The sequence below is a fragment of the Candidatus Electronema sp. JC genome (assembly GCF_048287365.2).
GTDB lineage: Bacteria > Desulfobacterota > Desulfobulbia > Desulfobulbales > Desulfobulbaceae > Electronema.
In genome coordinates, this window is record NZ_JBLWEM020000057.1 from 16,157 (window position 1) to 35,416 (window position 19,260).

The window sequence follows — 19,260 nt, forward strand, 5'->3', positions numbered from 1 at the left end:
CAGCATTTCCTTTTTTTCTTTTTTGAAGTAAAACTGCCGCGACAGATTTTTTCCGCTCATGACTGGCCATGAGGCCAGCTGCACTATTTCCTTCTGAGGAGGCGTTTTTATGAAGTTGACATCGTTGTTCCCCTTTCTCGCTTGGTTCAAGCTGATCACCAAGGAGAGCGTCAAGGCCGATTTCTTCGCCGGGCTGACCGGCGCAGTGATCGTGCTGCCGCAGGGCGTGGCCTTCGCCACCATCGCCGGAATGCCGCCCGAATACGGCCTCTACACAGCGATGATCACCCCGATCATCGCCGCGCTCTTCGGCTCCTCCTTCCACCTGATTTCCGGCCCGACCACAGCCATCTCCATTGTCGTCTTCTCGGCCATCAGCCAGTACGCAACGCCCGGCTCGCCTGAATTCATCTCCCTTGCTCTGACGCTGACCTGCCTTGCCGGAGTCTATCAGCTCGCCTTTGGCTTGGCGCGGCTGGGCGTGCTGGTCAACTTTGTCTCGCACACCGTGGTGATCGGCTTCACTGCTGGAGCCGCAGTGCTGATCGCCACCAGCCAGCTCAAGCATATCACCGGCATTCCGATTGAAAGCGGCTCCGAATTTCTGCACACCTGGGTCGCTTTATTTTCCGGCATCGGCCATCTGAACATTTTTCTTCTGCTGATCGCCCTTGTCACGCTGGGGGTTTCCATCGCAGTGAAAAAATTCATGCGGAAGGCGCCGAACCTGCTGGTCGGCCTGATTGTCGGCAGCGTGCTGGCCGTGGCCCTCAGCGGCATGTCCGAGGGCATCAAATTTGTCGGCGAGATTCCCGCCCAGCTGCCGCCGCTCTCCGCTCCAGACCTCTCGCTGGCAACCATCAAATCCCTTGCCGCGCAGGCTTTCGCCGTCGCCCTGCTTGGTCTGATTGAGGCCGTGTCCATCAGCCGGGCCGTGGCCACCAAATCCGGCCAGCGCATCAACGCCAATCAGGAGTTCATCGGCCAAGGCATGTCGAATCTGATCGGCAGCTTCTTCTCCAGCTACGCAGGCTCCGGCTCCTTCACCCGCTCCGGCATCAATTACGAGGCAGGCGCGAAAACGCCGCTTTCCGCCATTTTCGCCGCTGTCGCCTTGGCAGGCATCATTCTTCTGGTCGCCCCGCTGGCGAAATATCTGCCCATCGCCGCAATGGGCGGAGTCATCCTTTTAGTCGCCTACAACCTGATTGATTTTCATCACATCAAGCATGTGCTGGAGTTCAGCAAATCCGAATCTTCAATCCTGCTGACCACCTTTTTCGCCACCCTCTTTCTGGAGCTGGAATTCGCGATTTATCTCGGCGTGCTGCTCTCGCTGGTGCTCTTTCTGGCGAAAACATCCATCCCGGAAATTCCTGCCCTGTCCATTGACTCTTCCGACACCAGCCACAGGAAATTTGTCACCCTTGACCAGAAACCGCTGCGCGAATGCCCGCAGCTGAAAATCATCCGCATTGACCGTTCAGTCTATTTCGGTTCGATCAGCCGCATTCAGAACCGCATTGCCGAGATTTCCGACAAGGAAGGCATCCGGCATATTCTGATCATCGCCTCCGGCATCAACATGATCGACTTGGCAGGTGCGGAAGCCTTGGCCTCAGAGCATGACCGCTTGAAAAAGCTCAACGGCGGCCTGTATTTTGTCGATATGAAGCCTGCGGTCTATGAGACAGCGGCAAAATCCGGCTTTATCAAGAAGATCGGCAGCGGCAACTTTTTTGACGAGAAGAGCAAGGCGATCGCCGCCATTCACAGAAAGTTGGATCCGCAGAAATGCAGCGGCTGCAAGGCGCAGATCTTCCGGGAATGTCAGCAGCTGCCCGCAGGCGCAGGTCTGAGCAAATCTGCCTCTCCACGGCCCAAGCAGCAGGACGGCGGGCGCGAGGCGGCTTCGGATGTCGGCATCATTCTCCCGCAGCCGCTGGCCGGGCAGGCGTGATGCCTGAAAAGCAGAACGTCTGAAATGACAAAGAGGGCCGCTGATTGGCGGCCCTCTTTTTTTGCAGGCAAGTATGGAACTAAGCAAAAACGGCAGCCCCTGTTGCAGGGTCTGCCGTTTTTTCGCTTACGCTTTTATGAAGAGCAAGGGATTATTCCTTTGTCTCCTCCTCAACAACATCCTTTTCTTCGGCTTTCTCGGCCTTCTCAACATCCTTTTCTTCGGCTTTCTCGGCCTTCTCAACATCCTTTTCTTCAGCCTCAGTAACAGCAGCGGCATCATCAACAGCCGGAGCAGTCTCCTCAGTAATTTCCTCAGCAAACACTGCGTTGCTGGCGGCAACAGTGAACAGGGCAGCGGCGAACAATGAAAGCACTTTCTTCATGATCAGTAGTCCTTGCGAGGAGTATTACTTCCTCTGAAATTTTATGAAGCGGCAAAATCCGCTTCTGTCTTTAAAGGCAGCAAAACCTGCTGCAAGAAAGCAGGCATCTTTCTTGAAAAGAAATTTTATTCTTTTGCAGAAGGAAAAGCAATCGTTTTTTTGATAACGAACGCACTTTTCCGCTAACAGCTCTCGCCGCCTCAGTTTTTTGTTCTTACAGGAAGTTAGGGCTGTCTCAGGCAGGAACTTTTGCCGCATGTCGGGGACAAAATTCCGTCCCCGCACTGGGCCGCAAGAGGGTTACTCCGCTCGCGCTAACCAGCCGTGCGTGTCTGGCATTTGGCCGCGCTGGAGCTGCTGGATGCCGTCAAAGAGCCGCTGGGCGATTGGCCCGGTCTGGCCGCCGCCGATGACGATGCTCTGCTCTTGATAAAGGAATTCGCCCACCGGCGAGATGACCGCCGCTGTGCCGGAGCCGAAGGCCTCAGTCAGCGAGCCGTCCGCCGCTGCGGCCATGATCTCCTCCATGCTGATCCGCCGCTCGCTCGCCTTGATGCCCCAGTCGGCGGCCAATTGCAGCACCGTGTCGCGGGTGATGCCGGGCAGAATGGTGCCGCCCAGCGGCGGTGTGACCAGCTCGCCGTTGAGGACAAAGAAGATGTTGGACGTGCCCACTTCCTCAACATACTTGCGCTCCGCCGCGTCTAACCACAGGACTTGGCTGCACCCCTTCTCCTTGGCCTCGGCAAAGGCCTTGAGCGAGGCGGCGTAGTTGCCGCCGGTCTTGGCCTCGCCCACGCCGCCAGCGGTGGCCCGGACATAGCGGTCTTCCACGTAAATCCGGGTCGGCTTGAAGCCTTCGGCGTAGTAGGCTCCAACCGGGCAGCAAATGATGAAGAAGAGGTATTCGCTGGAGGGATGCAGGCCGACCGCAGCTTCGGTGGCGATCATCGCTGGGCGGATGTAGAGCGACGCGCCCGGAGCCTGCGGCACCCAGTCGCGATCCAAGACGATCATCTGCTTGAGGGCTTCCAGCACCTCTTCCGCCGGTATTTCCGGCATACACATGCGGACAGCGGAGCGGTTCAGCCGCCGGAGATTGTCCAAAGGCCGGAAAAGAAAAATGGAGCCGTCTGCGCCATGATAGGCTTTCAGGCCCTCGAAAATCTCTTGGCTGTAATGCAGGACCATCGCCGCCGGATCGAGACTGAAGGGGCCGTAGGGCCTGATTTCCGCGTCATGCCAGCCCTTCTTGCTGTTCCAGCGCATGACAAACATATGGTCGGTGAAATGCCTGCCGAAGCCAAGGTTGCTCTCGTCCGGCTTCTCCTTCAGCGTCTCCGCCTTGCGCAGCGTGATCTCCATCATCGTGTGTCCCGTCCTTTCTGGTGAAAAATATGTTCAACTCTGGCGAATTGCCGGGAAAGTCCGCAGCGCTTCCTGCGGTCGCCCCATAATATCCCGGCAGGCCGGGAAAAGCAAGCGGCGGCGCAGTCAGGTTTTTTAGCGCAGCCGCTTGCCTGCCAGCCAGATCAGTCCCAGCACCGGCAGTCCCAGCAGAGCTGTGGCCAAGAAAAACCGCTCATAGCCCCAGGCTGTGGCCATTGTGCCGGAATAGCCGCCGAGGAGCTTGGGCAGCAGGGTCATCAGCGAGCTGAAGAGCGCGTACTGCATGGCGGTGAAGGAGATGTTGGTCAGCCCGGCGAGGAAGGCGACAAAGGCGGCGGAGGCCAAGCCCGCGCTGAGGTTGTCCGCCGCGATGACCAGCGAGAGCAGCGGCACGTTGGCCCCGGCCTGCGCCAGCAGGAGGAAGAGCAGATTGGTCAGGCTCGAGAGCAGCGCACCGAGGAAGAGCATCCGCAGCACACCGTAGCGCACGGTCAGGGTGCCGCCGACAAAGCCGCCGAGCAGGGTCATGAAGAGGCCGAAGGTCTTGGTCACGCTGGCGATGTCTTCTTTGGAGAAGCCGAGGTCCTGATAAAACAGGTTGGAGACCACGCCTAAAAGGATGTCGGAGATGCGGTACACGCCGATCAGGGCGAGGAGCAGCAGCGAGGTCTGGAGGCCGTAGCGACGGAAGAAGTCCAACATCGGGCTGATGTAGGTCTCGCTGACCATGCCGCTGTCGGCCAGATTGGCGCGGATGAGCAGGACAGCGGCGGCCAGGGCGGCGCAGGCGGCAAAGAGCAGGCGGCCTGTCTCCGCCAGCAGGGAGGAGAAGGGAGCCAGCTCGCTGCCCAAGGCGGAGCTGAACAGGCCCTTGAACAGCCCGTCCAGTGCCAGCACCACGCCGCCGCTGAGGAAGAAGACGCAGGCGAAGACTCCGGCAGCGCAGAGGAAGAGCAGCAGGAAGCGCAGGTAATAGCTGGCCGGATAATAGACCTTCTCCCGGTTCGCCGCCGGTTCCGGGATGAGCAGGGTGGTGACGACTCCGGCCAGCATGACAGCGGCCATGATCAGGTAGCTGCCCTGCCAGGCGGCGTAGTTGTACGCCTCCATGCTCGTGCCGAACCAGGCGGCGAGATACAGCGCACCTGCCCCGGCAGCCAGCATGCCCAAGCGGTAGCCCGCAATATAGGCCGAGGAGAGCAGGGCTTGCAGCTCCTGCTCCGCGCACTCAATCCGGTAGGCATCAATGACAATATCCTGCGTGGCCGAGGACAAGCCGAGCAGCACCGCCGCAACGGCCATCATGGTCAGCGTCTGCCCGCCCGCAGCCGGGTCGATCATGGCCATCAGGCAGATGGCGGCAATCACTGCCAGCTGCGCGGTCAGCAGCCATGCCCGCCGCCGCCCCAGCCTTTTGGTCAGCAGCGGCAAGGGCAGGGTGTCCACCAGCGGTGCCCAGACAAACTTGAAGGAATAGGCCAAGGCGGCCCAGCTGAAGTATGTGACTGTGGAACGGTCAACACCCGCCTCGCGCAGCCAGAGCGAGAGGCTGGAGAAGATCAGCAGGATGGGCAGTCCGGCAGAAAAGCCGAACAGGAGCATGGTCAGCACTCTGGGGTGCAGCCAAGCGCGCATGGTCTCGCGCCAGTTCTTCGCCGCCGCGTTCGGGGTGGTCATGGTGTCGTCTTTCATACGGATATTGTTTGTCAGCAGGCAAGCATCCGCATGTATAACACGCTGGCCGGAAAAAAGAAACAGCGGCGGCGATGAAATCAGGCGAGCTGCACGGCGCGGATGTTGAAGCAGCGGTCAACCAGCTTATGCTCCTGCCAGCGTTTGAGCAGACGCACCGCGCTCATGGTCACCACCGGCTCAATCAGCACCAACGGGGCATACGCGACGGCAAACTTCGTCCAAGCCAGGAAGGGAGTCTCCACCTCGCCGGCCAGCAGCCAGAAGCCGACCATCGCCGTGACTCCGGCGTAAAAGATCGCGTCCAAGCGGACAATCTCTGTCCAGCTCAGGCCGCGCCGTCCTTCAGTCAGCCGTTTGCCGAAGCTGTGATGCGCAGCCATCAGCGGCACGATCAGCGAAAGGCTGTTCACGGCCAGATGGACCAGATCGCCCGGCTCAAAGAGCAGCCCTTGCAGCAGCAGTCCGGCGGCGAAGCCGAACATGGTCGGCAGATAGCCTAAGGTCAGGTAAATGGCCATGCCGCCGACAAAGTGCAGCTCGGACGGGCCGACCGGCATATGGAAGGACTGCATGAAAAGTGAGAAGAAGGCTGCCGCGATCAGAGCGCGCAGGAGCAGGGCCGGGGCGCGGAAGATCCCGTGCAGGTGAGCGGCCAGCAGGCCGACAGCCGAGGCGTTGGCCAAAACTAACTTGGCCGGGGCGATGAATCCGGGTTCGATGTGCATTTTGTTTCCTCCTCATGGGGAACGTGAGATGAACGCGCCGCGTCAGTGCGGCAGACAGAATCACGAGGCCGGAGCAGGCGCGGAGGAAAGGAGGAGGGAGGGAAACGGGCGGCGAGGAAAAGCCCGGCTCCTGCCTCTGCCGCCCGCCGCAGCATGTTCTGGCCGAGCTGGCAAGGCAGGTTTCCGGGCTTGCGCGTTGAGCTTCCGCTGAAGCTCCGCTTCCGCCGCCTTCCCGGCCTGCGAGGGCCAGTGGCATGATGGCGGAGAGCGTGACGCGCCCACCGTTGCGGGGGCAGCGCCGGATTCGCCGAACGCAAATTCGACTGACCGGCTTCCCTTTTCATCCGGAACAAGTCCGGATCACCTTGACAGCGGACGCACTTTACCGCAGCGGCCCGTTTTTTGTCAAGCGGCTTTTTCAGCGGAGAAAGAGGAGCTTGCCCTCATCGGGGCGGCGGGGGCGGAGGCATGGCCGCCGCAGGCCGTTTCGCCCGGAATCTGCCGCGCACGGCCCAGATCAGCGCGGCGGCTGCGGCCAGCAGGCTCAGGCCGATCAGCGGGCGGTAAATCACCCAAGCCGCCGCGATGGTGAGCAGCGAAAGAACTGCCGCGAGCAGGAAGGAGATGATGCCGGTGCCTGCGCCGACCAAATTGCCGAAGATCGGCAGGATGTCCGCTGTCACGGACAGCACCTTGAGCATCATGTTCAGCCCGATCAGCATCAGGATGAAGCCGCCCAGACGCAGCAGCCAGGTCAGCATTCTACTGCTTTGCTGCGCGCTCTCGAACATGGCCGCCGCGCTGTGCGTCCCGGTCTGGAGCAGCTCGATGCTGCCGCCCGCCTTGCTGCGGTACGGCTCCAGGCTGGAGCCGCTTTGCCGGGCGACAACACTGACTTCGGTCGGCGGCACGATGCGGAAGCTGATCCGCAGGTCGCCGATCTGCGGCGCGTTCGGGTCTTCGCCGAGATAAAAGCCGCTGCCGTGCCGCCAGACCTTCCGGCCTGCGGTGTTCTCCGGCAGCGGAACCTCCGCGCCCAGAGGCAGCTGCTCGAAATTGCTGATCTTGCCGACCAACGAGGGCGGCAGACTGAAGGCACCGAGTGAGACCTTCCGCGCTGTCTGCTCCGCCGAGCTGAAAGGCATTGCGCCGGGATTCTCATGTCCCGCCTGATCACGGAAGCCGGACGAGCTGATCAGCGACTCTGACCAAGTCCTGCTGTAGGAATAGGTTGTGACCGTCTCCTCCGCGCCGCCGAGTTTTTTCTCAGTCTTGCTCTCGGAACGTTCCTGCCATTGGTACATCTCGGCGGTGCGCTCCAGACGGAGGGCGTTGGCGGTCACGAAGAAATCCGGGTCGCGCAGGATTTCCTCGGTCACGGCCTTGCCGCTGAGATGGATCAGCCTGCCCTCGCGGGCAGGATCGACCTGATCCGCAGGCGCGGAAATCACCGCCCCGGCTCCTTCCTTCAGGGTTTTGTACTCCTTGACCGCCCGGCCTTCGTTCCAAAAAAGAAGGAAAAAGGCGGCGATGAAAAGGATCAGGCCAAGAAGGATGCCTTTGACTGCCTCTTTCAAGCGGCTGAACCAAGATTTTCTGCTGACTTCAGTGAAATGTTCTTTGGACATGAGAAGTTAAATGTTCTGCGGTTGAGAAAAAAACAACGCAATACTCTTTTATATCATGTTTTCTTGCTTTGGCAATCAGGGCATTCTCCAAAAAATTCAATATGATGACCAATGATGTTGTAATTAGTTTTTTTTGCGGCTGCTTCGACAATATCCTGAACAACGTCGACATCAATATTCTCAACCTTGTTGCAGTGCGCGCAGCGGATATGATAATGTGGTTCAGTGTCCGCGTCAAAACGTTTTTGCGAGCCGCCGACCTCCAGCTTGACAATGACTCCGCTCTCCGCCAGCAGCTCAAGGTTTCTGTACACCGTGCCCAAGCCGATGCGGGGCAGCCGTTTCCGCATCAATTCGTACAGCTCGCAGGCCGTGGGATGATCATTTTTCGCCCTTTTCAGCTCCTCCAGCAAAATCTGCCGCTGCGTGGTCAGGCGGACTATCGATTCTGGCTCGTTCATTTTCGTCACCGCCCCGTAATTCAACAAAGTTTCATAAAAAGATTTTCCCCCGCGCCATGCAGACTGCCGCAAACGACTCCCGTATCCGCCGCAATTGCTTGATTAAATTTGCGCAAATCCGGCAGAACAGAGCTTGTCCTTGCAAAGGATTTGCAACAAGCGTGATAATACGGCAATATTTCAGCTTGTCAAGCGCAATAAAAAATGACCCTATTTTCTTCTTGACAGGAATCAGACCTGATGTGCAACTGTTTTATACCGCGCAATCAGCTCCTCCAGATGCAACGGCGGGCCGCTTCAGGGTAAGTTGATGAAAAAACAGGCATTACGCGCCAAGGCTTTTCGGATCAAACTGTGTTGAAAATGCCAAAGATCGTGCGTTCGGATATGGTCGGCTTTGAAGCGGCCCGTCAGCTGCAAGCCGACAGTTTCGATGCAAGTCCGGCGAAAATTTTCAGCGGAGGAATCAAGCGTGCCGCTTGTATCTTACTCGTTGTGATGGTTAGCTGCCAGCACAGGAGCCGGGGAGAGCTTGGCGTGCCCCTTAAGGTTTCAACCTTGATGCGTAGATGAAGCCCCCCGGCTCACTTTTACGCCAGCGACAACACTGAACGGTAGCCAAGGGGAAAACCCTGCATGCACAAGGCAAGTGGGCGCGATTGGCGGATTGATTCTTTTATTAAAGGTGCTGTCATGTTCTATCTCGGCATTGATGTTGCCAAAGCCAAACTGGACTGCTGTCTTCTGCTGGACGAAGCAGGCGCTAAACGAAAAACCAAGGTTGCGCTCAATTCTAAAGCAGGCATTGCCATCCTTTTGAAATGGACGGCCAAGCAGAATGTTCCGGTCTCCGATCTTCATGTCATCATGGAGGCCACCTGCGTGTATCACGAACAGGCCGCTTTGTCCCTCATTGAAGCCGGAGCCGTTGTCTCCGTCATCAATCCGGCGCAGGCCAGAAGCCTGGGACGCGGCTTAGGCGTGCGCACCAAAACGGACAAGGCGGACAGCTTTGTCCTGGCCCGCTGCGGCGCATTGCTCAAGCCGGCAGCATGGCAGCCGCCGTCACTGGAAGCTCGGATGCTCTCGTCGCTTCTGGCCCGCCGCGATGCCGTGGCTGAAGACCTCCGCCGCGAGAAAAACCGGCTGGAAAAGGTAGAAGCCGCCGACACGCCGCCTCGTGTCCTGCAATCCATTCTTGACGCTGCAGCTTTCATGCGGTGGAACTGAAACGGCTCCAGCAGGCTGCTGATGATCATATTGACAGTCATTCCAGCATGAAGCAGGATATGAAGCTGCTGACCAGCATCCCGGCGGTCGGGCCGCAGACCGGCAGCAAGATGCTCGCAGTCATGAAGGCCCGTCATTTTCAATCTGCCGAACAACTTGCTGCTTATTTGGGTCTGGTGCCGGTCGAACGGCAGTCTGGCAGTTCGGTTCTCGGTCGAACTCGCTTGTCTAAAACTGGCCCAGCCAAGCTCCGAGCTGTCCTGTACATGGCCGCTGTCGTGGCTGTACGCCATAATCCCCATGTCAAGGCTGTCTATGAGCGACTGCTTGCTCGCGGCAAATCCAAAATGTCCGCTCTCGGTGCCTCCATGCGCAAGCTCGCTCATCTCTGCTTCGGCGTACTAAAAACACGCCTTCCTTATCAGCCAAATTATGCGCTGTCTTGCCCGTCAGGAGGCCTTTCCTCTTGACAGGCAAGACGGTATCTACGCCTTAAGGACTGCTATTGTTGCAACGTTAAGCTGACATGTGCCGCAGGAACAATGAGCTGCCTGAGCGGAGCCGAAGGCGGCGGCGGTTTCGGCTCCGCTCAACCGCCTTGACGCAAGGGAGCGGGAACGTCAACGTAACGTTGCAGGAACACTGCCTGCTTGTTTAATTTATCGATCAACGGATTAACCCGGCACCCAAAAAACAAGCCGCTGAACCATCAAAGTTCAGCGGCTTGTTTGCAGCGTTCAGCGGACGGCGCGGCTGGCTTACATGTACCCGCCGTAGCCGGAGAGCTGGCCGGCATAGACCATCGCGAAGCGGATCACCGCGCTGCCGATCAGCACCAGCACCGCGCTGGCGTTCATCAGCAGCAGGCCGGAGGCGGTCAGCTCCTCAGTGTGCTCGCCGGTGACTTCCAGAAACTTCAGCACAATCGCCAGCGGCAGACAGATGCCGATGATGATGATGCTGAGGACGTAGGGGAAGAACTCATGCGAGGTGTTGAAGAAGGGCTTGATCGCCTGCTGGTGGGCCGCATCGCCGGTGTAATGGCCGTAGAAGAAGAGCAGCAGGATGATCAGCTCGGCTATGATCAGCCAGATGTCAACCTTGGTGAAGAAGAGCTTGGTCTCCTTGGTTTTGGCGACCATGATCATCACCGCCGCGCCCGCGCTCATGCCGCTGGCCAAAAAGAGCATCGGCAGGATGGCCGAGTTCCACAAGGGACGGGCGACGAGGCTGCTGAGAAGCACGCCGGTGTAGATGGCCAGCAGAATGCCTGCGAGGAAGTTGGCTTTGGCCAGCTTGAGCAGGTGCGGCTGAAGTTTTTCCGTCAAGCCGAGCAGATCCGGGTTCTTGATCTTCGCCTTGATTGAGTCAGGCAGCGCGGCCAGCGCGTAGAGGATCATCAGCGGATAAATAGCCAGGACGATCCACGCGCCCCAGCTCATCGGCGAAACCGGCTTGAATGCCAAGTAAAACCAGAAGGCGTTGAAAGGCCGGGCCAAATCGAGGTTGAGAAAGAAGAGGCCGACAGCGAGGATGATCGGGGCTATGATCGGAATCTGCCACGAGCAGGAGCTGTCCACAGGCCCTTTCTTGGGCCGGATGTAGTTGATGGCGCTCATGCTCATCAGGCCGCCGGACATGCCGCCGAGAAAGAGGTAGATGGCCACGCGCCAGTCCCAGACGTGCATGACTGGATAGGTGACGGCGTTGGCGCCGGTGATGCTCAGTTCCATGATCGCTCCTCCTCCTCAGCTCTTCCGGGGAACTTGGTTGATGTAATAGACATGCGGCTGCGTGCCGACCTCCGGCTTCAGTGTCCGCCAGCTGTTGTCCCGGAGCAGCTGGCTGACCTCGCTGTTGGGATCGTCCAGATCGCCGAACATCCGCGACCTGCCGATGCAGGTGGCGACGCAGGCCGGCTCCTTGCCCTCCGCGAGCCGCTGCTGGCAGAAGGAGCATTTGTCCGCCCAGCCGTGGACAGGATCGATGTAGCGGACATCGTAGGGGCAGGCGGCGATGCAGGCCTTGCAGCCCACGCATTTTTTGCGGTCAATCTGCACCGTGCCGTCCTTCTGCTTGTGCGAGGCGCCGGTGGGGCAGATGCTGACGCAGGGCGGATGATCGCAGTGATTGCACAGCTCGGAACGCATCTCGCTCCGCAGCCGGGGGAACTCGCCCCGGACCATCTCCACCACGCGGGTGCGGTAATGCTCCGCCGGCACATCGTTCTCACGCTTGCAGGCCACCACGCAGGCCATGCAGGCGACGCAGCGCGACTGGTCAATGACCATGACATATCTGGGCATTCTCAGACCTCCTTGATGATCTTGACAAAGTTGACCCTCATGCCGGTGCCGCCGGTGATCGGATCCACTTTATATCTGGTTATCAAAAGCTGGTCGTCCACGCCGCTCCCGTGCGCCTTGCTCAAGCTGGGGGATTTGTGGCCGAAGCCGTGCACCATGTAAACGCAGTCGCGGCGGATGCGCTCGGTCACTTTGACCTGCACCGGCCCGCTCTTCACTTGGTCCTGATTCTCCAGCCGGACATACTGCCGGTCCTTCAGGCCGAGCCGCTCCGCCTCCTTCTTGTTCAGCCAGACCTGATTTTCCTTTTGCAGTTCCCACAGCCACGGACTGTTGATTGTCCGGCTGAAGGTGTGCACCGGGCTGCGGCCATAGATGAGGCGGTACATGCCCTCTCCCGGCTGCTCGGTCGGCTCGTACTTGGGCACCGGATCAAAATGGTAGTCGGCCAGATCAGTGCTGTACAGCTCTATTTTGCCGGAATAGGTTTTGAAGGACGGCTGATTGTCAGCTGTGATGTACGGCGCCGAGCTGCCGGGAATGCTGACATAGCCCTTGTCGGCCAGCTCCTCCCAGCTGATGCCCCAGGCGGCGGCCTGGCGCTTCATCCGCTCCTCCCAAGCCTTCATGTCGCTGCTGCCTTGACTCTTGACCGCGTAGTCCGCCAAGCCCATCTTTTTGCACAGCTCGCTGGCGATCCACCAGGCAGGCTTGGTGTCATACATCGGCTCGACCGCAGGCTGGCGGATGGCCACGCCGGACTCGCGGGTCTCAATTTTGAACAGGCCGTCATGCCGCTCCAAGTAGGTGCATTCCGGCAGGATGACATCAGCCAGCATCGTCGTTTCCGAGGGCATGATGTCGACCGCGACCATCAGGTCCAAATTGTCGATGGCCTTGCGGGTTATATCCGGCGCAGGCAAGGCTCTGAGCAGATCGGAGCCGCAGACAAACAGCGCCTTGACCGGATACGGCTCGCCGGTGATGATCGTCTCGCGCAGCACCTGCGTCAGCCCCTCGCCGCCGGCGAAGGGATAGTCGCCCTTGATCACCGGATCTTCCTCAGCGTCAGGATAGTCCGGCGCACTGTCGTTGAATTTGGCGAACTTGCCCTTGGGCGGCAGATAAAGGCCGCCGGGACGGCCCCACGTGCCGAGGAGGGCGTTGAGGATGGCCATCGCCCGCACCCGCTGCGAGTCGTTGCCGTACCAGGCCAGATGACGGCCCGGATGCACGACCACATTGGGGGCGTAGCGGCCCAGCTCCTGCGCCGCCGCGACAATGTCGGCCTCGTGCAGGTCGGTTTCCTTGGCGCACCACTCCGGGGTGTATTCCTTGACCGCCTCCTTGAGCTGCTCAAAGCCGGACGTGTATTGATCAACATAGGCTTTGTCGTACAGCTCCTCGCTGATGATGATGTTGATCCACGTCAGCAGCAGGGCTGTGTCCGTGCCCGGCTTGATAGGCAGCCAGAGCCAGGACTTGGAGGCGGCGGTGGAGAAGCGGGGGTCGACGCAGATGATCTTGCAGCCGTTGCCGACCGCCTCGGCGAACTCCTGCGTCTGGGAGTTGTGCATGTTCTCGCCCAGATGGGTGCCGATCAGCACCATCACCTTGCTGTTGCGCAGGTCAACCCGCTCGCAGCTGGTGGCGGGCTTGTGGCCGTAGGTCAGCTCCCAGACCGCGTCGCGGATGCCCTTGCACTGGGCGAACGAGGGGAAGGCGATGTTGCCGCTGCCTAGCGCGTTGAGCAGGTTGGTGAAATAGTCGCCCGGCGAGCCATGGGAGATCATGGACACTGAGTGCCCGCCATGCTCCGCGATAATCGCCTTCAGCTTTTTAGCCGTAAAGTCAAAAGCCTCGTCCCAGCTCACCTCCTTGTACTGGCCGTCGCCGCGCTTGCCGGTGCGGATCATCGGCCTTTTCAGGCGGTCCGGGTCATACAGCTGGCCGATGCCTCCCTGACCGCGCGCGCAGAGCTTGCCCATGCTCTGCGGATGGAGGGGGTTGCCCTCCAGCTTGACCACCACGTCCTTGCCGTCTTTGTCCTTCTCCACCTTGGCGATGGCTCCGCACTTCCAGAAGCACATCTCGCAGCTCGTCGGCACATAGCGGGCCGTGCCGCCCTCCGCCGCCGCGCGGGCGCGGGCCGAGAAAAGCGGCGTGTCGGCGACAGCCGCGCCTCCGGCGGATATGGCGGCGTATTTGAGAAAGTTTCTCCTCGAAAAAGCCATGATACCTCTCCTTGAATTTAAAAGGTTCCCCAACCGGCCTGCTGCGCCGGTGAATCGCATCGTTTCAGCATCTGTTCAAACAGCCAAGGGAATGCTTCTACACCAAATTGTGGCACCTGTCAACAGCGCAGGCGGACGCATCTGCGCATCGCGCTTGAACATGCTGTTTTCTCTCTTTTTTATTTTTTCTGCCACAGCGTGTCAGATTGTCCGGGAGAGAAAAAGCGGCTCAGAGCGCGGCAAAAATGCCAGCAGTCAACGCTGGCGGCGGTTTCGCGGACAGAGTGCATGGCCAGCGAGGGGATGCCGACATCAACGGTGTCCACGCCGATGCCTGCGGCGGTCAGCGGGCCGATGGTCGAGCCGCAGCCCATGTCGCTGCGGGAGACGAAATCCTGTGCCGGAACTCCGGCTTCAGCGCAGAGCTGGCGGAAACGGGCGGCGGAAGCGGCGGTGGTGGCGTAGCGCTGGTTGGCGTTGAACTTAATCACCGGCCCCTTGCCGAGCTGTGGCAGATGCAGCGCGTCATGCTTGGCCGCGAAATTGGGATGAACGGCGTGGGCGTTGTCGGCGGAGATGAAAAACGAGCCGCGCAGGGCCGCCTGCCGCGCTTCAGCCTCAGGCAGCAGCCGCTCCAGCACGTCGCGGAGAAACGGCCCCTGCGCTCCGGCGGCGGAGACGCTGCCCACCTCCTCGTGATCATTGAGGACAATCAGGCAGTTCAAGCTGCTGTCAGCACTGCGCAGGGCCTGCGCGGCGGCGAAGCAGGAGACGAGATTGTCCAAGTGCGGCCCGGTGATGAATTCGCTCTTCAAACCGGTCAACGCGGGCGGAGCGGGATCATAGAGGAACAGCTCGTGGTCAATGATTCCAGCAGGTTCAGCGTCAGGACAGCAGCGGCGCAGCTCCTCGCGCAGCAGCTCCTGAAAATCGGCGGCGGTCTCGGTAGCAAGGCCGATCAGCGGTGCCATGTCGGTCTGGGCGTTGATCTCCTGCTGCTTGTTGGCCTCGCGGTTGAGGTGGATGGCGAGGCTGGGGATGACCGCGACAGGCCGCTGGAAATCAAGCAGGGCCGAGCGGAGGCCGCCGTTTTTGTCCTGCCAAGCCACGCGCCCGGCCACGGACAGCTCGCGGTCAAACCAAGGCCGGAGCAGCGCGCCGCCGTAAATTTCCACAGCCAGCTGGAGGCAGCCCTGCTCCCGCCGCAGCGGCTTCGGCTTCAGTTTGAGGCCGGGGCTGTCGGTGTGCGCGCCGATCATGCGGAAAGCACCGCCGCCGCTCCACGTGAAGCCGATCAGGCTGGACTCGTTGCGGAGGACAAAGTATTTGCCCGCAGGCAGACGGCCCCAAGCCGCCTGCTCGTCCAGCCGGACAAAGCCCTGCTCGGCCAGCAAAGCGGCGGCGGCGGCGGCGGCATGAAAAGCAGTGGGCGAGGAGCGGAGAAAGCTGGTCAGTTCGGCGGCGCAGGCGGCGTGAGCAGTCATAAGTTCTTTTGTGAGCAGAAGAATGTCCCGGCAGCGCGTCCGGGAAGCGGGCTGCGGCCTGAGCGGCGGCAGCGGGACAGGGCGGATTGTACTCCGAGGCGGCAGGTATGGCAAGCACGGCGGCAGCCAGAATGTTTTCCGGCATTTGCGCGGCAGATCGAGCTGTTGCCGGGCAACATGCTGTTTTTATTTTGAATAGAATTTTTATTTAGACTTTGCAATGCGTTGCGTGTATAATAATAAAAGCAAGCAAAAAAGATAAACCGCAATAAAAGGAGAACGTGATGAAAACACAGCGGAAATTAACGGCAGGATTGATCGGAGCAGCGGCATGTGTCGCCTTGACGGCGACAAACGGAGCGGCGCAGCTGCTGACGCATTGCAGCTCAGGAACTGTGGTCGGCGCAGGGGCGGGATTCTCGTATCCTTATTCTGCTGTTCCGAGGCTGGATCCCACTATTGTGACATCCCATCGGACGGTGTATCTGACCTGCGATGCAGGCGCACTGACTCTCCACAGCAAGGACACTTCTGATTCTGCAACTCAATGGGACGGGGCGGCACGAGCGTTTGTGGTGCCGCCGACTCCTGATAAAGACGGCATCTACGCCGCCGCCCTGACCGCTTTGGTGGATGGCAAAAAAGTTGAGTATTATCTCAGCTCTGCAGCGGAAAGCGAACGGGTGAATGCCAGAACATACCGGCGTTCGTTCATTCGTGCGCTGCACCTGAAAGAATGAGCCGTCGTCAGCCGCAGGCCGACATTCGTATTCGGTGTTCCGCATGTCCTGCCGCCTGATCAGCCAGGCGGACATGCGGAGCAGGTTTCCTTCCGCGCCTCCAGAGAAGTCTGCTCATCAAATAACTTCATTGTTTTTCCGCCTGTTGCCGCACGCAAAATTATTGCGCACTTTCGTTTGCAGCAGTATAGTTAGAAGAGGATGCAATGCCTGATGATGCGGATCTGCTGAGAATGTAGAAATTTTCTATAAAAATCAGCATGATGCCTGCTGTCAGCAGACAGAAGCGCACATAAACAAAGCAGGGAGGATACTGAAATGAAAGCAAAGAAAGTTGTCACAGGAATCGCCGCCGCGCTGTCTCTTTTCGCCTTGACGGCAACCGGGGCTTTAGCCTTCGACACATGCGAATCCGGGAATGTGACTGCGACAGGAGCTGGCTTCGCATATGTGAACGGCAAAATTGTTTATAATTTGCGCAGTGTCACCCTGACTTGCGATGCTTATCCTGTTGGCACCGCATGGACAGCAGGTGAAAGAACCTTTGTCGTTCCGGCCACGCCTGACAAGGACGGTGTTTACGCCGCCGCTTTGACAGCCTTGGCAGATGGCAGAAAGGTTAAAGTCGTGCTGCAAACGGCAGAGGAGCCTGTTCCGGGCACAAATAAAGGTTGGATCAGACTGCTGCACGTGCTGGGGGGCAGCCTATAATTCCGAGATAATATCTCGCGCCGCCCGGCGCGAGATGTTTGCATATGACCCGCTTAATGCTTGAACGCCCGGCAGCCGGTGAACATCATCGCCGCCTGCGGGCGGGACTCGTTGCAGGCTTCAATCGAAGCGTAATCCCGCATGGAGCCGCCTGCCTGCAAGATGGCGGTGATTCCCTCGCGGATGCCCACATCTGCCGCATCGCGGAAAGGGAAAAAGGCATCTGAGATCATCACGGAACCGGGCAGTCCTGCCCGGTCCGCTTTCACCTTCGCGTCAATTTCCGCTTTTTCCGCTGCATCCCGCTTGCCCTGCTCGACTTCAAGAGCCAAATCCGCGTAGGGAATTCCGAATTTGTCAAAGCAGCAGATGTCCGCATATTTGATGTAGGCTTTTTGAACAGCGATTTCCGCCACCCCGACCCGATCCTGCTCGCCAGTGCCGATGCCCACTGTGCAGCCGTCCTTGACGTAGATGACAGAATTCGAGGTTACGCCATGCTCCACGGCCCAGCCGAAAATCATGTCGTCGATTTCACGCTGATCCGGCTGCCGCTCGCAGCGGTATTCTTTGCCTTTCCACGTCGCTACTGCCGGTTTCAAATCAACGGCAGAACGGATCGCATTCACCGCCGACTGCTGAACGATAATGCCGCCGTCAATCAGCGATTTGAAATCAATAAAGCGGCAGTTCTCAAACTCCGCCAGCCGCTTGATGCCGTCAATGCGGATGATGCGCAGATTCTTGGCCTTGGCTAAGATGTCCAGCGTGCCCTCTTCAAAGTCCGGGGCGCAGACCACCTCCAGATAATTCTGGCTCATCAGCTCGGCGGTCGCCTTGTCAATCGCCCGGCTCGTAACCACCGCCCCGCCGAACGCGGCGATGCGGTCAGCCCGGTTGGCGCGGTTGTAGGCATCGGCCAAAGTTGCGCCAATCGCCGCGCCGCAAGGGTTGTTGTGCTTGAGGATCACCGCCGCAGGCTTGTCCATCAAATATTTGATGATGTTCAAGCCGTTGTCAACGTCGGTCAGGTTGATCTTGCCCGGATGCTTGCCCACTTGCAGCATGTCCTCCACCCGGATGCCGCTGACCAGACCCTTGCCCGGCTCAATGTATGTGCAGCCGCCGAGCACAAGGTTGCCGTTGACCAATTCATACAAGGCCGCCTCCTGATCCGGATTCTCGCCGTAGCGCAGGCCGCGCTCGTCCACTGTGCCGTCCTCCTGCGGAATGGCCCAAGTCCGCTTGCGATAGACCAAGGTCTGCCCGCCAAAGGAAATGGTCATCTCCATCGGGAAGGAGTCGCCGAGGATGGTGGTGTACATTTTTTTCAAGTCGCTCATAAAACTGCTCCGGTTTGTTGAATTGCCGTCGAAAAAAGCTGCTGGAAGGTTTCAGAATATACCCTGCCCGGCCTTTCTTGCCAACCCGGAAAAAAGCTGCTGCCTCTCAGCTCATCGCCACGTCTAAAATCATCATCAGGCAGAAGCCGGTCATGGTCGCCATGGTCGCCAAGTCTATGTTTTCATATCGCTGCTGCGATTCCGGGATCAGCTCCTCCACCACCACGAAAATCATCGCTCCGGCGGCGAAGCAGAGTGCGAAGGGCAGCAGGCTTTGAATTTGCATGACCAGCAGCGTCCCGGCAAGGGCGGAGAGCAGCTCGACCACGCCGGAGAGCTGGCCGAGAAAGAAGCTCCAGCCTTTGGACAGCCCCTCGCGGCGCAGAGGCAGGGCCACCGCCGCGCCTTCGGGGATGTTCTGAATGCCGATGCCCAGAGCCAAGGCCGCCGCGCCGCCCAAGGTGGCGGCGTTCAGCTCCGAGGCTCCGGCACTGAACGCAACGCCGAGCGCCAGCCCTTCCGGGATGTTGTGCAGGGTGATGGCCAGCACCAGCAAGGTGCTGCGCTGGAGCGAGGTGCGCACGCCCTCCTGCTTGTCCATGCTCAGGCCGGGGTGCAGATGCGGCAGGAACTTGTCCATCAGCCGCATGAAGATGCCGCCGCCCATGAAGCCCGCCGCAGCGGTCAGCCAGGCGGTCTGGCCGAGCTGCTCCGCCATTTCAATGCCCGGCCCCAGCAGCGACCAGAAGCTGGCCGCGATCATCACCCCGGCGGCAAAGCCGAGCATCGCGTCCATCAATCTGCTGTTGACGCTTTTGGTGAGGAAAACCAAGGCCGCCCCGGCGGCGGTGAGGCCCCAGGTGAAAAGGGCGGCGAAAAGGGCTTGGCTGACCGGCCCGTTCTGAATGAAAAAATTCATAATTCCTGCTGCCGCAGTTTGAAAAAAAGAACGCCGGTTCTGAAAGAACC

General features: G+C 59.4%; 16 protein-coding genes, 1 pseudogene and 1 riboswitch. Of the genes and pseudogenes, 5 read left to right on the top strand and 12 right to left on the bottom strand.

Annotated features, from left to right (window positions below; genetic code table 11):
- Positions 1 to 109 precede the first annotated feature (109 nt).
- A complete protein-coding gene (locus ACNKH3_RS09185; protein ID WP_420209004.1) occupies positions 110 to 1,960 on the top strand; it encodes a SulP family inorganic anion transporter in 1,851 nt (616 codons plus the stop codon).
- Positions 1,961 to 2,111: 151 nt separating this feature from the next.
- Here the strand turns inward: ACNKH3_RS09185 and ACNKH3_RS09190 are convergent, their stop codons facing one another.
- The 6 genes from ACNKH3_RS09190 to ACNKH3_RS09215 all read right to left on the bottom strand — a co-directional run bounded on the left by ACNKH3_RS09190 (position 2,112) and on the right by ACNKH3_RS09215 (position 8,243).
- Entirely contained in the window at positions 2,112 to 2,345 is a 234-nt protein-coding gene (locus tag ACNKH3_RS09190) for a hypothetical protein (RefSeq protein ID WP_417916116.1), read from the bottom strand.
- A 300-nt stretch (positions 2,346 to 2,645) separates the two neighbouring features.
- Positions 2,646 to 3,713, bottom strand: coding sequence for a branched-chain amino acid aminotransferase (locus ACNKH3_RS09195; protein ID WP_420209005.1), 1,068 nt, complete (start codon positions 3,711 to 3,713; stop codon positions 2,646 to 2,648).
- 135 nt (positions 3,714 to 3,848) lie between these two features.
- Positions 3,849 to 5,426 (bottom strand): AmpG family muropeptide MFS transporter, encoded by a 1,578-nt coding sequence (locus ACNKH3_RS09200; protein WP_420209006.1) that lies wholly within the window; start codon positions 5,424 to 5,426, stop codon positions 3,849 to 3,851.
- A gap of 80 nt (positions 5,427 to 5,506) precedes the next feature.
- Positions 5,507 to 6,154, bottom strand: a complete 648-nt coding sequence (locus tag ACNKH3_RS09205; RefSeq protein WP_420209007.1) for an energy-coupling factor ABC transporter permease — start codon at positions 6,152 to 6,154, stop codon at positions 5,507 to 5,509.
- A gap of 156 nt (positions 6,155 to 6,310) precedes the next feature.
- Positions 6,311 to 6,537, bottom strand: a riboswitch (cobalamin riboswitch).
- 60 nt (positions 6,538 to 6,597) lie between these two features.
- Positions 6,598 to 7,782: a TMEM43 family protein gene (locus ACNKH3_RS09210; protein WP_417915896.1), complete on the bottom strand. Its 1,185-nt coding sequence runs from the start codon at positions 7,780 to 7,782 to the stop codon at positions 6,598 to 6,600.
- 53 nt (positions 7,783 to 7,835) lie between these two features.
- The gene (locus ACNKH3_RS09215; protein ID WP_420209008.1) at positions 7,836 to 8,243 is read right to left on the bottom strand and encodes a Fur family transcriptional regulator; all 408 of its coding nucleotides are present in this window, start codon (positions 8,241 to 8,243) and stop codon (positions 7,836 to 7,838) included.
- A gap of 363 nt (positions 8,244 to 8,606) precedes the next feature.
- Between ACNKH3_RS09215 and ACNKH3_RS09220 the strand changes: the two genes are divergently transcribed.
- Positions 8,607 to 8,816 carry a hypothetical protein gene (locus ACNKH3_RS09220; RefSeq protein ID WP_420209009.1) on the top strand — a complete coding sequence of 70 codons (210 nt, stop codon included), beginning with the start codon at positions 8,607 to 8,609 and terminating at the stop codon, positions 8,814 to 8,816.
- A 120-nt stretch (positions 8,817 to 8,936) separates the two neighbouring features.
- Positions 8,937 to 9,943, top strand: a pseudogene (locus tag ACNKH3_RS09225) (IS110 family transposase).
- Between the two features lie 288 nt (positions 9,944 to 10,231).
- On the opposite strand, the gene nrfD reads toward ACNKH3_RS09225, so the two are convergent.
- The 4 genes from nrfD to ACNKH3_RS09245 all read right to left on the bottom strand — a co-directional run bounded on the left by nrfD (position 10,232) and on the right by ACNKH3_RS09245 (position 15,497).
- Positions 10,232 to 11,206 carry an NrfD/PsrC family molybdoenzyme membrane anchor subunit gene (nrfD, locus tag ACNKH3_RS09230; RefSeq protein ID WP_420209010.1) on the bottom strand — a complete coding sequence of 325 codons (975 nt, stop codon included), beginning with the start codon at positions 11,204 to 11,206 and terminating at the stop codon, positions 10,232 to 10,234.
- A 15-nt stretch (positions 11,207 to 11,221) separates the two neighbouring features.
- Complete coding sequence (locus ACNKH3_RS09235; protein WP_420209011.1) at positions 11,222 to 11,779, bottom strand: 4Fe-4S dicluster domain-containing protein; 558 nt, start codon at positions 11,777 to 11,779, stop codon at positions 11,222 to 11,224.
- Positions 11,780 to 11,781: 2 nt separating this feature from the next.
- Entirely contained in the window at positions 11,782 to 14,013 is a 2,232-nt protein-coding gene (locus tag ACNKH3_RS09240) for a molybdopterin-containing oxidoreductase family protein (protein WP_420209012.1), read from the bottom strand.
- 179 nt (positions 14,014 to 14,192) lie between these two features.
- Positions 14,193 to 15,497 carry a M18 family aminopeptidase gene (locus tag ACNKH3_RS09245; protein WP_420209013.1) on the bottom strand — a complete coding sequence of 435 codons (1,305 nt, stop codon included), beginning with the start codon at positions 15,495 to 15,497 and terminating at the stop codon, positions 14,193 to 14,195.
- Positions 15,498 to 15,781: 284 nt separating this feature from the next.
- Between ACNKH3_RS09245 and ACNKH3_RS09250 the strand changes: the two genes are divergently transcribed.
- A complete protein-coding gene (locus ACNKH3_RS09250) occupies positions 15,782 to 16,237 on the top strand; it encodes a hypothetical protein (RefSeq protein ID WP_420209014.1) in 456 nt (151 codons plus the stop codon).
- A 318-nt stretch (positions 16,238 to 16,555) separates the two neighbouring features.
- Positions 16,556 to 16,948 carry a hypothetical protein gene (locus ACNKH3_RS09255; protein ID WP_420209015.1) on the top strand — a complete coding sequence of 131 codons (393 nt, stop codon included), beginning with the start codon at positions 16,556 to 16,558 and terminating at the stop codon, positions 16,946 to 16,948.
- 53 nt (positions 16,949 to 17,001) lie between these two features.
- On the opposite strand, the gene ACNKH3_RS09260 is transcribed toward ACNKH3_RS09255, so the two are convergent.
- Together ACNKH3_RS09260 and ACNKH3_RS09265 are read right to left on the bottom strand one after the other, a co-directional pair.
- Positions 17,002 to 18,291 (bottom strand): IMP cyclohydrolase, encoded by a 1,290-nt coding sequence (locus ACNKH3_RS09260; RefSeq protein ID WP_420209016.1) that lies wholly within the window; start codon positions 18,289 to 18,291, stop codon positions 17,002 to 17,004.
- 106 nt (positions 18,292 to 18,397) lie between these two features.
- Positions 18,398 to 19,213: a ZIP family metal transporter gene (locus ACNKH3_RS09265; protein ID WP_420209054.1), complete on the bottom strand. Its 816-nt coding sequence runs from the start codon at positions 19,211 to 19,213 to the stop codon at positions 18,398 to 18,400.
- Positions 19,214 to 19,260: the final 47 nt, after the last annotated feature.

What these genes read in the sequence shown, in the direction of transcription:
- ACNKH3_RS09255 (WP_420209015.1), top strand. Translation starts at nt 16,556, where the DNA reads ATGAAAGCAAAGAAAGTTGTCACAGGAATCGCCGCCGCGCTGTCTCTT.
- ACNKH3_RS09260 (WP_420209016.1), bottom strand. Translation starts at nt 18,291, where the DNA reads ATGAGCGACTTGAAAAAAATGTACACCACCATCCTCGGCGACTCCTTC.
- ACNKH3_RS09205 (WP_420209007.1), bottom strand. Translation starts at nt 6,154, where the DNA reads ATGCACATCGAACCCGGATTCATCGCCCCGGCCAAGTTAGTTTTGGCC.
- ACNKH3_RS09220 (WP_420209009.1), top strand. Translation starts at nt 8,607, where the DNA reads ATGCCAAAGATCGTGCGTTCGGATATGGTCGGCTTTGAAGCGGCCCGT.
- nrfD (WP_420209010.1), bottom strand. Translation starts at nt 11,206, where the DNA reads ATGGAACTGAGCATCACCGGCGCCAACGCCGTCACCTATCCAGTCATG.
- ACNKH3_RS09240 (WP_420209012.1), bottom strand. Translation starts at nt 14,013, where the DNA reads ATGGCTTTTTCGAGGAGAAACTTTCTCAAATACGCCGCCATATCCGCC.
- ACNKH3_RS09210 (WP_417915896.1), bottom strand. Translation starts at nt 7,782, where the DNA reads ATGTCCAAAGAACATTTCACTGAAGTCAGCAGAAAATCTTGGTTCAGC.
- ACNKH3_RS09190 (WP_417916116.1), bottom strand. Translation starts at nt 2,345, where the DNA reads ATGAAGAAAGTGCTTTCATTGTTCGCCGCTGCCCTGTTCACTGTTGCC.
- ACNKH3_RS09195 (WP_420209005.1), bottom strand. Translation starts at nt 3,713, where the DNA reads ATGATGGAGATCACGCTGCGCAAGGCGGAGACGCTGAAGGAGAAGCCG.
- ACNKH3_RS09200 (WP_420209006.1), bottom strand. Translation starts at nt 5,426, where the DNA reads ATGAAAGACGACACCATGACCACCCCGAACGCGGCGGCGAAGAACTGG.
- ACNKH3_RS09235 (WP_420209011.1), bottom strand. Translation starts at nt 11,779, where the DNA reads ATGCCCAGATATGTCATGGTCATTGACCAGTCGCGCTGCGTCGCCTGC.
- ACNKH3_RS09185 (WP_420209004.1), top strand. Translation starts at nt 110, where the DNA reads ATGAAGTTGACATCGTTGTTCCCCTTTCTCGCTTGGTTCAAGCTGATC.
- ACNKH3_RS09215 (WP_420209008.1), bottom strand. Translation starts at nt 8,243, where the DNA reads ATGAACGAGCCAGAATCGATAGTCCGCCTGACCACGCAGCGGCAGATT.
- ACNKH3_RS09245 (WP_420209013.1), bottom strand. Translation starts at nt 15,497, where the DNA reads ATGACTGCTCACGCCGCCTGCGCCGCCGAACTGACCAGCTTTCTCCGC.
- ACNKH3_RS09250 (WP_420209014.1), top strand. Translation starts at nt 15,782, where the DNA reads ATGAAAACACAGCGGAAATTAACGGCAGGATTGATCGGAGCAGCGGCA.